13 protein-coding genes and 2 pseudogenes are annotated in these 15,453 nt (G+C 41.0%); 8 read left to right on the top strand and 7 right to left on the bottom strand.

Going from position 1 to position 15,453, the window contains the following annotated elements:
* Positions 1 to 106, top strand: a pseudogene (locus ACGF5R_RS12900) (IS1595 family transposase); the annotation flags it as partial.
* A gap of 6 nt (positions 107 to 112) precedes the next feature.
* On the opposite strand, the pseudogene ACGF5R_RS12905 reads toward ACGF5R_RS12900, so the two are convergent.
* Positions 113 to 208, bottom strand: a pseudogene (locus ACGF5R_RS12905) (CoA-binding protein); the annotation flags it as partial.
* A gap of 121 nt (positions 209 to 329) precedes the next feature.
* Here ACGF5R_RS12905 and mgsA point away from each other — a divergent pair.
* The gene (gene mgsA, locus ACGF5R_RS12910; protein ID WP_387691161.1) at positions 330 to 788 is read left to right on the top strand and encodes a methylglyoxal synthase; all 459 of its coding nucleotides are present in this window, start codon (positions 330 to 332) and stop codon (positions 786 to 788) included.
* Positions 789 to 1,040: 252 nt separating this feature from the next.
* Here the strand turns inward: mgsA and helD are convergent, their stop codons facing one another.
* The gene (gene helD / locus ACGF5R_RS12915) at positions 1,041 to 3,095 is read right to left on the bottom strand and encodes a DNA helicase IV (protein ID WP_262981615.1); all 2,055 of its coding nucleotides are present in this window, start codon (positions 3,093 to 3,095) and stop codon (positions 1,041 to 1,043) included.
* A gap of 118 nt (positions 3,096 to 3,213) precedes the next feature.
* Here helD and yccS point away from each other — a divergent pair, with 118 nt between their 5' ends.
* Positions 3,214 to 5,355, top strand: coding sequence for a YccS family putative transporter (yccS, locus tag ACGF5R_RS12920; protein WP_387691164.1), 2,142 nt, complete (start codon positions 3,214 to 3,216; stop codon positions 5,353 to 5,355).
* Between the two features lie 59 nt (positions 5,356 to 5,414).
* On the opposite strand, the gene ACGF5R_RS12925 is transcribed toward yccS, so the two are convergent.
* Complete coding sequence (locus tag ACGF5R_RS12925) at positions 5,415 to 6,017, bottom strand: TfoX/Sxy family DNA transformation protein (protein WP_112877856.1); 603 nt, start codon at positions 6,015 to 6,017, stop codon at positions 5,415 to 5,417.
* Positions 6,018 to 6,264: 247 nt separating this feature from the next.
* Between ACGF5R_RS12925 and sulA the strand changes: the two genes are divergently transcribed.
* Both sulA and ompA read left to right on the top strand, forming a co-directional pair.
* Positions 6,265 to 6,837 carry an SOS-induced cell division inhibitor SulA gene (gene sulA / locus ACGF5R_RS12930; protein WP_112877855.1) on the top strand — a complete coding sequence of 191 codons (573 nt, stop codon included), beginning with the start codon at positions 6,265 to 6,267 and terminating at the stop codon, positions 6,835 to 6,837.
* A 549-nt stretch (positions 6,838 to 7,386) separates the two neighbouring features.
* A complete protein-coding gene (gene ompA, locus ACGF5R_RS12935; protein WP_262981613.1) occupies positions 7,387 to 8,487 on the top strand; it encodes a porin OmpA in 1,101 nt (366 codons plus the stop codon).
* 188 nt (positions 8,488 to 8,675) lie between these two features.
* On the opposite strand, the gene matP is transcribed toward ompA, so the two are convergent.
* A complete protein-coding gene (matP, locus tag ACGF5R_RS12940) occupies positions 8,676 to 9,131 on the bottom strand; it encodes a macrodomain Ter protein MatP (protein ID WP_112876522.1) in 456 nt (151 codons plus the stop codon).
* Between the two features lie 206 nt (positions 9,132 to 9,337).
* On the opposite strand from matP, the gene ACGF5R_RS12945 reads away from it, so the two are divergent.
* From ACGF5R_RS12945 to ACGF5R_RS12955, 3 genes are all read left to right on the top strand, one after another.
* Entirely contained in the window at positions 9,338 to 11,068 is a 1,731-nt protein-coding gene (locus ACGF5R_RS12945) for an AAA family ATPase (protein WP_387691212.1), read from the top strand.
* Between the two features lie 83 nt (positions 11,069 to 11,151).
* Positions 11,152 to 11,670, top strand: coding sequence for a bifunctional 3-hydroxydecanoyl-ACP dehydratase/trans-2-decenoyl-ACP isomerase (gene fabA / locus ACGF5R_RS12950; protein WP_036768799.1), 519 nt, complete (start codon positions 11,152 to 11,154; stop codon positions 11,668 to 11,670).
* A 416-nt stretch (positions 11,671 to 12,086) separates the two neighbouring features.
* A complete protein-coding gene (locus ACGF5R_RS12955; protein WP_112876523.1) occupies positions 12,087 to 12,425 on the top strand; it encodes a hypothetical protein in 339 nt (112 codons plus the stop codon).
* 395 nt (positions 12,426 to 12,820) lie between these two features.
* On the opposite strand, the gene rmf is transcribed toward ACGF5R_RS12955, so the two are convergent.
* The 3 genes from rmf to pqiB all read right to left on the bottom strand — a co-directional run bounded on the left by rmf (position 12,821) and on the right by pqiB (position 15,444).
* Positions 12,821 to 12,988, bottom strand: coding sequence for a ribosome modulation factor (gene rmf, locus ACGF5R_RS12960; protein ID WP_112876661.1), 168 nt, complete (start codon positions 12,986 to 12,988; stop codon positions 12,821 to 12,823).
* A 246-nt stretch (positions 12,989 to 13,234) separates the two neighbouring features.
* Positions 13,235 to 13,798, bottom strand: a complete 564-nt coding sequence (pqiC, locus tag ACGF5R_RS12965) for a membrane integrity-associated transporter subunit PqiC (protein WP_262980740.1) — start codon at positions 13,796 to 13,798, stop codon at positions 13,235 to 13,237.
* Entirely contained in the window at positions 13,795 to 15,444 is a 1,650-nt protein-coding gene (gene pqiB / locus ACGF5R_RS12970; RefSeq protein ID WP_112876524.1) for an intermembrane transport protein PqiB, read from the bottom strand. Before pqiB ends, pqiC begins: the two co-directional genes overlap by 4 nt.
* Positions 15,445 to 15,453: the final 9 nt, after the last annotated feature.

Raw genomic sequence — 15,453 nt, forward strand, 5'->3', positions numbered from 1 at the left:
TTGGCGCTTTAACCTTAAAAGAACATTCGAACAGCTTATTTATTCATGTATTCGAGCAGCACCTATGCCTGAGTATTTACTCAAGCTAGCTGAGATTCGATGGTAATCAGGTAACTTTATAACTTGGACGAGTCGTTTTTTCACTCGCGCCGACCAGAGCGATTGTTTTTACTCGTTTTAAGATGTCTGCAATTTTCCGGTCACTCATTTACTCCTCCTTAAATTCGATATTTTTACTTTGTTTATTTATTACAATGTATATGATAAATATTGTTATCAATTGAGCTCACTGCATTCGAAAACATAATAATGATCACTAAGGTATCCTCATGGAATTGACAACCCGCACAATGGCAACCGCTAAAAATATAGCGCTTATTGCGCATGACCACTGTAAAACTTCGCTATTAACCTGGTCCAAAAAACATAAGAATTTACTCAAGAAACATCATTTATACGCTACCGGCACAACAGGTAATCTGATTCAGAACGAAACCGGATTACCCGTTACCAATATGCTTAGTGGCCCAATGGGGGGAGATCAACAAATTGGTTCTCTAATCTCAGAAGGGAAAATTGATGTGTTGATATTTTTCTGGGATCCACTTAATTCCGTGCCTCATGATCCTGATGTAAAAGCACTGCTGCGCCTTGCTACAGTATGGAATATCCCAGTTGCAACCAATCTGGCGTCTGCGGATTTTATTGTTGGTTCCCCTCTGTTTTCTGAATCAGTAAATATTCAAATACCTGATTATCAACACTATTTGAATGACCGTCTGAAATAAGTCTTTACAACATATATATACCCTATGGATTTCAAGATGCATAGCGACGGCAAGGGAGTGAATCCCCGGGAGCATAGCAAACTATGTGACCGGGGTGAGCGAGTGCAGCCAACAAAGAGGCAACTTGAAAGATAACGGGTATATACCTATAACTACGTGCTTTCTCCAAGTCAGATACCAAGAAAAAACAAAGTAGGATCTCCAGCAAAGATATCCCATGATAGCCCTGAATATTTCAGCCAAAGCAAAACCTCAAGGTTTACGTTGAACAGGCACATTTAACCGCTCTAATTGACGCACAAACACCGATGGATTCTTGTTATTCTGCATCAACCTCACCTGCTTCTTCGCCCGTGTTAATGCAACATACAAAAGGCGACGCTCCTCCGCATCCGGAAAATCTTCCGGCGGCGGCAATAAAACCCGCTCCATCACAGATTCCCTTGCTGGTGTAGGAAAACCATCTTGCCCCTGATGCAAACCAAGAATAATTACATAATCCGCTTGTCGCCCTTTGGAAGCATGGATAGTCATAAACTCTATTTTCAGTTTAGGCCAGCGAGTTCCTGCTTTTCTCAGTAATTCAGGTTTCAAATAGTGATAACGTGCCAGTAATAAAATCGTTTCCTGCTCAGTGATATAACCACTCATTTTATTCAATAAAGATTCAAGCTGATCTTCTGGCAGGATAACAATTGATTTTTTATTACCCTTAATCAAGCTATTTAATGGCTTCCTTAATTGATTTGGGTTTTGCTGCACAAACGCATTAGCAACTTCACCAATCCTTTCATTAAATCGATAAGAGATATCCAATACATATTCAGCATCTTTACCAAAATAATCAGCAAATACGGTAGTCAACATCGGCTCCACACCATTGAAACAATATATTGCTTGCCAATCATCCCCTACTGCAAACAGACAGCTTTGGCTGTTTTGTGCTCGCAATGCAGTGAGCAATTTGGCCCCTAATGGTGAAATATCCTGAAACTCATCGACCAGAATATGCTTCCAAGGGCTGATAAACCGCCCTTTATCCAGAATATTCACGGCCTGATGGATTAACCCTGAGTAATCAACAGCACCTTCTGTTTTTAATTCAGATTTCCATGCTTTTAATAAAGGCCCCATCAGGCGAATACATTTTTGAAACCGATTCAGATACTCTTCCTGAGCTTGCTCTATCATCGCCTTCTGACTACCACCATGTATACGCATCAAACCCAACCAACGCTCAAGCCGGTCTGACAAGCGATTAGCAAGCTGTTCATCATGCCAAAATTCACCTTCCGGCACTTCCCATTGCAACTCTTCCGTCAGATATTCCCGCCAACCTTTGGCCTGTGCTTTCTTCTCACTGCATTGTTGTTGCCAGTGTTTAACCAAAAAATCTCTTCTTTTTTGCTCGTCAGTTTCCAGTTCGCTGATTTTTGGTACTTTATTATTTCCTTGCTGAATGATATGCAGCGCCAGAGCATGAAACGTTTTTACTTTAATATCATTCACACCAAGACGGGTATGAATCCGTTCATTCACCTCACTTACAGCCTGATTATCAAACACCAACAGCAATATCTGTTCGGGAATTACCTGTTGACGAAGTAATAACCAGCCCGCTCTCGCAACTAACACAGATGTTTTTCCACTCCCCGCACCAGCAAGAACCAGAACTGAATTTTCACCATTAACAACAGCCAAACTCTGAGAAAGATTTAACGGAGATGTTTCTACCCGCTGAAAAAAGTCACGATGTTGCTCCAACATACGTTCTGTCCATTGCAGGTTCATCTTTTCAACAAGCTTTTCACCATTCTCAAGCCAGCGCAAACACGTTTGATACCCATCCCGGCAACTATCAAATTGTTCCAGACGTTGTAACGGCAATGGTAAAGCCTGCAACGCTGCCTGAATCCGCTGTTGCAAATGGAACAAATCCGTTTTTTTAAGCCAGCGATTCTGTTGGTCAATGCTGTTGATTTCACTAACCTGAGTTGCCAGTACATTAGCACTAATATCACTCATTTCCTGGCTCCATTTCTGCCATTCACTAAGCAGATAATGGTAAAAACGCTGAGTTTGCTGCCATTCAGTGCCATGAAGACGAACCGTTTGTCTATCGGATAGTTCAAACTCTAACTCACCCCAGATGATACCCCGTTTACACTGAATATTAGTTAACTGGTTAAATGGGATCAGGTATTGATGCTTTTCACCACTGACTTCAATACCTGCATTCAGCAAGCGCACCCGATTATAAGGATGCTGAGCAAGGCGTTGGCCAATTTGTGTTGCTTTAAGTTCCATTATCGAGCGCCGTACCTAAAAAATAGTTGAATTATGTCTTATAAGAGTTTTTTATCACCAATAAACCTTTTATCATAATAGTTATTTATGGCCGTTATTATTACCTCAGAGGTATCTTGTGCTAACTGTTTTCTCCGGTCTGCGCCGTTTTCTTTATAACAGTCATTTTCTCTATTATAACCGTATCCTAATCGCCTTGGCTGGAACAACACTAGTGCCTTGGCTTCTGAATAAAGAGCCTAAAATAACTATCTCATTGACCTTGGGCGTTGTTGCCGCAGCACTCGCTGATCTTGATGATCGTCTGACTGGCCGTTTACGTAACCTAGTGATCACGCTGATTTCTTTCTTTATCGCTTCAGCCTCTATTGAATTACTGTTCCCTTATCCTTGGCTTTTTACCATTGGACTGGCGTTATCCACTTGCAGTTTTATCTTACTGGGAGCCCTCGGACAACGTTATGCCACTATTGCATTTGGTGCGTTGTTGATCGCGATTTATACCATGCTTGGTTCGTCTATTTTCCCTCTATGGTATCAACAACCTCTATTACTGCTGACAGGTGCAATCTGGTATAACCTGCTAACCCTAACCGGTCATTTGCTGTTCCCCATCCGTCCGTTACAAGACAATCTAGCGCGTTGTTACCAACAACTTGCAATTTACCTTGATGCTAAAGCTAATCTGTTTGATCCCGATATAATAGAAGAAGGATACCAGCAATCCGTCGTTAATGTGGCAATGGCCAACAGTGTCTTAGTTAACACGCTAAATCAAGCCAAAGCCTCCCTACTGACCCGTCTGAAAGGCGATAGCAGCCAACGAGGAACCGACCACACTCTGCACTATTACTTCGTTGCACAAGATATTCACGAACATGCAAGTTCATCCCATGTGCAATATCAGAGCTTACTACATACTTTTCGTTACAGCGATATTCTGTTTCGCTTTCAACGTCTTCTCTCTATGCAAGCCCGTGTATGTGAACAAATTGCTCAATCGATACTTTGGCACAAACCATACCAACACAATCCGCATGTCGAACGTGCATTTAACTATTTGGAAAGTTCCCTACAACAACTCAGTAAACAACAGAAACACAACCTCAAGATTAACGCCTTATATAACTTGCTGAAAAACCTGCGCGCAATTGATGCACAATTAGCAAGCATGAGTTCTGGACGATACAATCTTTCCAGAGATAGAAAAGATGAGACTCAACTATCTGACGAAACGTTGACTGGCTGGCGTGATATCTGTTTAAGGCTCAACCATCACCTAACCCCACAATCAGCCCTGTTCCGTCATGCAATCCGTATGTCTGTTCTGCTATGTAGTGGTTACACCATGATCCAGTTGCTAGATTTACAACATGGATATTGGATTTTACTAACCAGTCTATTTGTTTGCCAACCCAACTACAGCGCTACCCGCCGCCGTTTGATACTGAGAATCATAGGAACTGTTGCTGGCGTATTGATCGGCTTGCCAATCCTTTACTTTGTGCCATCTATTGAGGGGCAACTGGTGTTAATTGTCATTTCTGGCGTATTGTTCTTCGTCTTCCGTAATACCCAATATGCACATGCAACCCTGTTTATCACATTACTGGTATTATTATGCTTCAATTTGTTAGATGAAGGCTTTGAAGTCGCATTACCAAGAATTATTGACACATTAATCGGTTGTGGTAGCGCCTGGTTAGCGGTAAATTTCATTTGGCCAGACTGGAAATTCCGCCAGTTATCACAAGTGATAAACCGGACGATGAACACCAATTGTCGCTATCTTGATGCCATTTTTGTTCAATATCATCAGGGAAAAGATAATGGATTGACCTATCGAATTGCCCGCCGTGATGCCCATAATAGTGATGCAGAACTGGTATCCGTTATTTCAAACATGTCTGCCGAGCCGAAAAGTGACCAGACTTCTCAAGAAAAAGCATTCCGGCTATTGTGCCTAAATCACACTATGCTAAGTTACATCTCTGCGCTGGGAGCACATCGAGATAAATTGGATAATAAAGCTATTTTGGATATTCTTAATGATGCTGTTTGTTATGTCGATACAGCATTAAAATCGATATTAATAGACGATGATAGAATTAAGCAAATACCTGTCAACATAGTGAAAAGAATTGAGCAAGCGCCGGTAGAAAGAAATAGTAAAGAACAACTGGTATTGCAACAAATCAGTTTATTAATAGAATTGCTACCTAAAATCGCCAATATCATTAAACGAATTAATCAATTATAACCAGATTGACATACTGGGGCAGTTGACTGCCCCTTCCTTTAGCTGTTCACGATAAAGATCTAACAAGCCAATTCTTTGTGCCAGCGTAATAAATCATTACGGATCTGTACCGGTAAAACGGCTGAATGACATCCTTCAATTGCACCAGCCAAAGCAAGTAATAAACTAACATTAGAATTTCTTTTATATTGATGCAGTTTTAAATAACTGGCTTTCGCACCTAACAACCGCAAATCTTCAACTTTACATATTCCGACTTTCCATAACTGACGTTCCAAAGACATTCCAAGATTAGGCAAATCCTTCAAACGCTCTGGCATCTTCTTTTTACCCGCCATTTCAATAAATGAGTAATGATAAGCCAAATACGCATATTGAGATAACAACTCTTGATCTTGCCAAAGTGACTCAACAACTTGATAATAACGCAAAGTTACAGGCACTCCTTTTTTCGAGTAAATATAGTTTTTCATTCCTCTGGCTTTAAATAATACTTCAGCATGGCCATTTCCTCTTAAATATAATTCTCCATCAGCAATAATAGCGAACATAATCCCATCAGCTAACAGGCTGTAACCACCAAACTGTGGCTTCCTTGTCAATGCCCCAAACGAAGAAAAACCATTTTTGAGTTGAGTAAAACGTACCTCAGACAAAAACATACAGATCACTCCATGAGTTTTGTGCAAATAAATCTCTTATCCATAGATTTGTCCCAATTACTAGTAAAATAAATAACAGGAACAAGCAATTAAAAACATACGCAATCCAATTTTATCTGCCAATGGTTAAATGAGTTTACAGCCATTTACAATCAATATTTGCGAAGCTCTTTGAAAAAATAGACTTGATCTTAGCCTGACATGAAGATACTGTATATTAATACAGTTAATTGTGGCGAGGTTCATTATGGGCGTTCAATCATCCTGGGTTTACCCTTCTAAACACCAGTCAACCAAAAAGCGGCTATCACTCTCTTCACCTGTACAAGATGATTCAGCCAAAAGAGATGGGGTAGTGAAAGCGGGTAAAGAAGGTAAAGAAGGCATAGTGAGTGAATTGATTTATAGTGATAACCAATATAGCGATAACCAAGCGGTCATTAATCGTATATTACTACCGTTGTTACGCCAATCAGGAAATGAAGCCCGCTGGTTGCTATGGGTTAGTCCACATAAGAAACTGAGCCGCCAATGGTTAATTAACTCCGGATTACCTTTAGATAAGGTTATCCAATTAAATCGCATTAGCTCCATTACAACGGTAGAGGCAATGGAAAGAGCATTGGCGAGTGGTAATTACAGCGTGGTACTTGGCTGGCTACCAAAGTTATCAGAAAAAGATACCGTAAGATTACGGGCTGCGGCACAAAAAGGTAATGCACTGGGCTTTATTATGCGCCCACAAGATACAAATAAAGAAACTAACCGTGCTGAATCGCGATCAGATTTACTAAAAATCCATTCCATTCACTATCATTGACCAAAGCTAGAAATTATTGCAATATTCATAACACAAAATAACCAATTCAGGCCAAGAACCACTAATCACAATTAAAATCAATTAATTAAGGTAAGATTAGTTGTAAAGAATAGTAAAGTTTTTTTGAAATCATACATTATCTTTTAAATTTTTTACTCTATTAATCAAGGGGCACTTGTAACTTTTTAACTTCGTTGTAGACTTTACACCATTAAAGGTTACTGCACTTAGTACTGCGGTATTGTTTGGTCTATCGGTTTTATGATAGTGCAGTATTCCTAACTGAGTTTTTTAATCAATATGGCTCAACAACCTATCTTAGTAGATATTAAATTTAGTGCAGGCCATTCTTATGGATAAATAGTGAACACGAAAATGCGTAAAATTCAAAACGTACACACAATAAGGGTACCGAAGAATTTGAGCCCAACTCAGCGTTTGCTTTTATTACGAAGATGGCAAATGAAATAGCCTAATGGGGTAGGCAGTAAGTAAAAAGGCTCCCAAAGCCACTTGCCTATTGGGTGATGATAATAACGAGGCGTTAAAATGAAAAAGACAGCTATCGCGGTAGCAGTGGCAGTGGCCGCTTTCACAACTGCAACGCAAGCAGCTCCAAAAGACAACACTTGGTATACCGGTGGTAAGTTGGGTTGGTCCCAATACCATGACGTAAATTTCTACGGCAACGATTATACCAATGCAATCGGTAATGGCCCTACTCACAAAAACCAACTGGGTGCGGGTGCTTTCTTAGGTTATCAAGCCAATCCGTACCTAGGTTTTGAAATAGGTTATGACTGGTTAGGTCGTATGTCTTACAAAGGCAGCGTCAATAATGGTGCCTTCAAAGCTCACGGTTTCCAATTGGCAACCAAACTCAGTTATCCAATTATGGATGACTTGGATATCTATACCCGTCTGGGTGGTATGGTTTGGCGGGCAGATTCCAAAGCAACTTACGGCGCAACCAACAGACATCTGAAAAATCACGACACCGGTGTTTCTCCACTGGCAGCTATCGGCGTTGAGTATGCGATAACTAAAGACTGGGCTACTCGTCTGGATTACCAGTGGGTTAACAATGTCGGAGATGCAGGTTCAGTAGGCGCACGTCCTGATAACGGTCTGTTGAGCGTAGGTGTTTCTTATCGCTTCGGCCAAGATGAAGCAGCAGCCCCGATTGTTGCTCCAGCTCCGATTGTTGCTCCAACGCCAGCTCCAGCACCCGTTGTTGAAAATAAACGTTTTACCCTGCGTTCTGATGTGCTGTTCGAATTTGCAAGTTCTGAGCTGAAAGCCGAAGGTAAGCACAATCTGGATCAACTCTATACTGAGTTAGCAAATATCGACCCAAATCAGGGCAAAGTACTGGTTTTAGGCTACACTGACCGTATCGGTAAAGATGTTTACAATCAGAAACTGTCTCAGAAACGCGCTCAAAGCGTAGTTGACTATCTGGTATCTAAAGGTATCCCTGCCGGCAGCATCAGCGCGGAAGGTCACGGTAAAGCAAACCCAGTCACTGGTTCTACTTGTGATAAGGTTCGCAAACCTAACCTAATCAACTGCCTGGCACCAGATCGTCGTGTAGAGATCGAAATTCAAGGTACTAAAGAGGTTGTTACTCAAGCACAATCTGCTCAATAATAGCCTTTCTTGGTTGTAATTAATCATCAAAAGCTCAGAAAGCCCCATTGTCAGATGGGGTTTTCTTTTACCGATAGTGAAATTTTATATCAAACTTATTAAGGAGCTGGTTGCGATACCAACCTATACCAGCCTATACCAGCCTATACCAGCCTATACCAGCCTATACCAGCCTATCACAACTGAAATTACTCTTTCTTACCCAGAATAGCTTCCAAGTCGTGTTTCAAGCTGGACATCTGATTGGCATACTTTTCTTTCCGCTCAGCATCTTCAATTAACTGGATAATAGTTTCAGACAGTGTATTACCCCGTCGCTGAGAAAGTGCAGATAAGCGATGCCACACAGGAAAATCTAAGTCGATGGATTTCTTGCGAGTATGCTGATGTTCCGCATTAAAATGCCGTTTACGCCGAGCGCGGATAGTTTGTTTCATCCGGTTGGATAAATCAGGATTCATATGCTGCTCAATCCATTTCAGTACCCTTACCGGTTCACTCTCAAGTTCAATGAGTTTATCAACGGCTGCATGAGCTGCGCTGTTTTCAATATATTTAGTAATTGGCTCGCCTTCTTGATGTTTTTTCATCAGATAAGCCCACTTCCAGCCACATTCCAAATTTTCCAGTTGTTGATATTTCATCTTACTTTCTCAGTGACAGCGTAACTAAAAATAAGCATAACAACTATTTTAGTAAATTGCTTATAGCCAAATTGATTAATATCTGTTTTTTGAAAAAATTATTTTTTACATGAAGTGCCTACAATAGCAAACATTCAAGCATGTTGGTTTATATCTTAATCTTGTATAATCGACGCTTTCCTACTTTACAACATACAGCGATCACTTTGACCACTAACAAACTAGACTGGCAGGCATTACTGCCGAATTGCGTTCCTTATGATGCACTTTTTCATTCTGCTTCCCAACAGGCGTCTGCCAGCATGGAAGCCGTTCAATCACGGCTACATAGTGGTTTACAGCTTTTTTGCCGGATGGATTCCCGCCAGCCTTTTATGCTATTGAAAGCCGAAGAATGTGATATTTATTTGTCAGCGTTAGCTGAGTCTATCCGTCCATTACTCACGAAAGAACTTCCCCAAATTGGTGGCAATTATCACATACAGCAACAGAAAATTAGCTGGCAACCATCAACAGCAGGCTATTTCACACCTGAGTTACGCGTCGCCTATCGTGAATGGATAGAAGCAGAGCAACTATTTGGCTGCTTCCATTCTCACAACGGAGAAATTCACTTACAACCCGGTCTGATTCATCAGGTAAATGGCGGTGTACTTATTCTACCGTTACGTACCCTACTGTCTCAGCCCTTAATGTGGGTTCGTCTGAAGCAGATGATTATTCAGCAACGCTTTGAATGGTTGTCTCCGGATGGCAGCAAACCGTTACCATTACCTATCCCTTCTATGCCATTAAAGCTACGTCTGATCCTGGTTGGAGATCGTCTAAGCCTTGAAGAGTTTCAGGCTACAGAACCTGAATTAGCAAAAAGCGCTCTATATGGCGAATTTGAGCTGGATATGCCATTTCATAATGAGCAGGATTTAAGCCTGTGGTGCAATTATATCAATGGGCTTATTCAACAATGGCAATTACCTCCATTGAGTCATAATGCTTGGCCTGAGCTTGTCCAACAAGCAATCCGCCATGTAGAAGATCAACACCACCTGCCTTTAGATATTCTCTGGCTACAACGGCAACTGACTACTGCGTCACTCTATCAGCAAGAAAATCAGATTACAGCTCAATCAATTAAACAAGCAGAGGAAAATCGCCGCTGGCGTCACAATTATCTGCCTGAACGTGGTTTAGAGGAAATTCACACAGGCCAGATTCTTATCCGTACCCAAAGCATGGTCATTGGTCAAATTAATGGATTATCTGTGCTAGAGTATCCCGGCCATCCTGATCCAGTAGGAGAACCATCCCGTATCACTTGCGTGGCCCATATGGGAGATGGGGAATTTGTTGATGTTGAACGCAAAGTTGAGTTAGGCGGCAATATCCATGCGAAAGGCATGATGATTATGCAAGCATTTTTAATTTCCGAGCTAAAATTAGATCAGCCACAACCTTTCTCTGCATCTATTGTATTTGAACAGTCCTATAGTGAAGTTGACGGCGACAGCGCCTCTCTTGCCGAATTATGCGCACTGATAAGCGCTCTTTCCCTGCAACCCATTGATCAACAACTGGCCGTCACAGGTGCAGTAGATCAATTTGGTTATGTTCAACCAATCGGTGGTATTAACGAAAAAATCGAAGGTTTCTTTGAAATATGCTATCGCAGAGGACTAACTGGTCAACAGGGGGTTATTCTACCAGCGGCGAACGTCCATCATTTATGTCTTAATCAAGCCGTTGTAGATGCAGTAAAAGCGCAGAAATTTCATTTATGGTCAGTAAAACATGTTTCTGAAGCGCTGCCTTTATTGACAGGTATCCCTTATTATGATCAACAAGAAACACACTTGTTAGCTATGATACAAGAACGTATAACACAGGCGAATAATCAGGAACGACCTAAATTCCCGTGGTTTCTTCGCTGGTTGGGTTAATTCAGAATGTCTGATCGGAGTTGTTCAGCGTACAAGTGTACTCTATTATTTACCCTACATTAAATATAAGGCTATCTGATAATATGGTTGATAAACGTAAATCCTACACAAAAGAAGATCTTATCGCATCTGGACGCAGTGAGCTGTTCGGAGAAAATGGGCCGCCATTACCATCTGGTAACATGCTAATGATGGATCGCATCATTGAAATGACAGAAAACGGCGGTACCTACGATAAAGGCTATATAGAAGCAGAGCTGGACATTACCCCTGATTTATGGTTTTTCGACTGTCATTTTATTAATGACCCAGTAATGCCCGGCTGCCTTGGCCTTGATGCCATGTGGCAATTGGTTGGATTCTTCCTTGGCTGGCTAGGTGGTGAAGGCAAAGGCCGTGCCCTTGGCGTTGGTGAAGTTAAGTTCACCGGCCAGGTATTACCAACGGCTAAAAAAGTCACTTACCGTATCAACTTTAAACGTGTCATTAACCGTAAATTGATTATGGGACTGGCTGATGGTGAAGTGTTAGTAGATGGTAAAATCATCTATACGGCAACAGATTTGAAAGTAGGCTTGTTTAAAGATACCAGCTCTTTCTAATAAATAATCAGTAACATATCGAAAAGGAAGGTGACTGGCTGGCTAATTGCTTTTCACCTTTTTCACTAAAAACACACCACCAATTAAAAAAATACCTGGTGCTATTTTTGTTCCCTCCAAGGCAATTCCGGTTATATCTCAGAGTATGAGGTTCAATATCCATACAGAAAAAAATCAAATCAAGTTCTAACTTTGACCTACCTTGACTAGAAATAACACAAATCCACACCTGGATACCTGCATTATAAACATCCAATTGTCGCTGACCAATCCGTATACAATTGGCAAATTGTGCTATGATCAAATTGACCTGATATATCAAACAAGCTCACCAGAGCATACTGATAACAGGTGAAAACATTAATAATGATTAATATTGATGATTAATATTAACAAACACACCGAGGTAATATTATATGAACATCAGAAAAATACTGCTCATAATCATAGCATTAACTCTTACACCAACTGCCATTGCAAAACTCGATAGAATTGACGGTACCGTCGAAATGCTAAAAGCGCCTAATACAAATGGAGATTGCTATGGAAAAATAGCGACGCCTACCCGTATCCAAGGATTTAGGTGGGTATGTACTATTAATGGCGGATCGACGCTATTATCATTGCTTCAAACAGCCTATACAAGTCATGAAACTATAACCATATCAGTCGATGGGATTGAAGAATATAGCCGTCTCTTTTGGGTTGAATTACATCATAAATGTTTATCAGACTCATCTCACTGCAATTATTGAATTACCATCATCCTTCGCATTAGCAAGTAGATTACTTAATGGCCGCAATATTAGTCGTCATATTGAATAGGTTAAATAGGATATGTTACCTAGCGGCCATTCATTCACATATCACTGGTGATTTAGCTGAGGGAATAAGTCACTAAATAACTAAATAGTTGATAAACCATTAACACCGGAAAAAACTTATTTTATATGGTATGGGCATTTTTACTTTCGTCACAACCAAAGGTAGTCACAGTCAAAGGAAAATTTGGACAGAGAAAACTTACAGGATTCAATCTGACAGATATCTGTATAAACAATCAGTCACTGTCAGATTAAATTTGGGATATATATCACTGATAAGAAATGGAGGTTTTTTCTCACCTAACCTATACCATCAGTTTGGCAGACTAAGCCATCATCGACCTGTCTTCCATCGCCTGACGCCATCCACCTAACCAATGAGAACGGGCATCTAATGAATAATAGGGACAATGCTCCCTTGGACGCCCCAAAATACCTGCATGGTACCCTCTCGACAATGCTCGTGCTAAACGATCTCGTTTCTGTCTCTTCATGCTTTTATTTACCTCATAAGCTAGATCAGTAGAAAGAAAACAGTGGTCATCATTCATCCAACCACAATTTAGAAATACCCCTATAAATTTTGAAAATCAAGTCAAGAAATTCATATTAATGTAATATTTGTTATATCAGTACAAAAAAAACAATAACGTATTAATAATAAAGAGAAATTTTTATCCTACTGATAATACCAATTTTCTCCGAGTGCAAAAGTTTTACACTCGGAGAATGACAGAGGGTTACGATTGGGAAATTAATTGACTGGCAATAGCTTGCGCCAACTGACTCCATCCTTTTGCCAATGTGCGGACTAAATCATCGTAACCATCTTCTTGCTGTTTTAGCGCCAGATTAAAGGACTGTTTAACGACATTCTCCTGATGCGTTAATGTCCAGTAACCTTGCAAAATCACCTTACCATCATAACGACCATGAAAACTGGTGACTGTCACGTCTAGTGTATCTGGCTTATTAACCAATGGTTGAGCAGAAACTAAACGCTGAGGCAATGCCATAGTTAACTCAGCTACCAGCACTTGCTGTAACTGTTGTTCAAGTGGACTTGCCCACAAGTGATTCGCCGCACTGACATAACTAACATCACTACTTTGATACACCACACCGGAGGAGGACAGATAATCGGACAACATAACCCGTTGTACCCATAATTGGCGATCATGCTGCACAATAGCACTCTTTTGTGATGCTATTGCTACTACCGGCAATTGATAGTAAGTTTTTTCTGGCTGACGGCTACAAGCAGAAATAAAAATCACTAAAATTAATGCCAATCTTCTCATCATTTTTTAGCCTTTTTCGGTTCTGGATCTTTAATTGGCTTAGACTCAAAAACTAACGCATTGCTCTTATTATTCAACGTCCTCAGAACAGGTCGCAGTTCACTCAACACTTGATCTAATCGCTGCATATTATCCAACATCTTGTTATAAGCCGGTGAACCAGGCTGGAAACCTTGCATACTGCGGCTAAACTCCTGCAATGTTTTCTGTATATCTTTTGGCAGATCTTTGGTTTCAGGATTCGCCAGCACCTTATTCAATTCATCAAGGGTCTGTTGTGCTTTTCTGATCGCTTTCTGACTCTCTTCCAAAGTGCGGATAGCCTGATTAAACATTGGCTCAACCGGCATATTATTAATTTTGTCTAACGCTGCAATAACCTTATGTTGAATTTGAGCAAGGCCACCACTGATTGTCGGCAATAGCGGATAACCTGCAATTTCATACGGACCGGACCACCCTTTTTCATTTGGATAGAAATCCAAATCAATAAACAGTGCCCCTGTCAGCAAGTTACCTGACTTGAGGGACGCCCGCAGACCACGTTTAGTTATGCTATTCAACTCTTTCTCAACATCAAACCCTTCTCCCAGCTCCTTCTGAAAGCGCTCCGGTTCAATGGAGATAAGTACTGGGATACGAAAATCGTTATCTAACCGCTGTCTCATTCCCTCTGAATAGAATGGTACTTTTGCCACAGTCCCCATACGGATACCACGGAACTCTACTGGCGCACCCGGCTGTAGCCCTCGAACAGAATCAGAGAAGAGCAACAGATAATCTTTATGTTCAGTATATAAAGAGTCCTGAATGCTTCTTTGGTTGTCAAAAAGTTTGTAAGTGGCTTTTTCTTTAATTGGCTCACCCAATTCCCAACCCTTAGGCACATCAAAACTGACACCACCACCAAACAACGTTGATAACGAAGCCATTTCAACACGTACCCCCTGAGAAGACATATCAAAGGTAATACCACTCTCTTTCCAAAAGCGGACATTGGTTGTCAACAAACCATCATAAGGTGCATTAATAAATAGCTGATATCTCATCAGATGAGATTTCGGTTCAAACTCGCTGGTTTCAACAGAACCAACCCGATAACCACGAAACAACACCGGATCACCCGGATTGAGCTGACCCGCTTTATCACTGACCAAGATGACACGAATACCTTTTGCATCAGGTGAAGCCAATGGTGGTGAATCCAACAAATTAAATTCATCTTCTTCATCACCATTCGTTCCCGGTTGAAGCTCAATAAAAGCCCCGGACAGAAGAGTACCAAGACCAGATATTCCATCACGGCCAATCTGCGGTTTCACTACCCAGAAAGCGCTGTCACTACACAATAGATTTTCCATGCCATCATTCAGCCGAGCCTTAATAATAACTTGACTAAGATCATCACTCAGCATGACCCTCTCAACCACGCCGACATCCACACTACGGCTTTTAATTTTAGTTTTTCCGGCTTCAATGCCCTCCGCGTTGAAGGTAATCAACGTCACTTCCGGCCCTTGGTGGTTGAAATGGTAAAACAATATCCAAGCACCTATAAGCACTGTCACAATCGGTACAATCCAGACTGGCGACCAACTTTTAATTTTATCGATTTTAGCCTGACTCTGGTCTTCAACTTTATCCGTCACCTTGACACC

This window comes from Photorhabdus sp. RM71S (assembly GCF_042879355.1).
Classification (GTDB): Bacteria; Pseudomonadota; Gammaproteobacteria; order Enterobacterales; family Enterobacteriaceae; genus Photorhabdus; species Photorhabdus kayaii.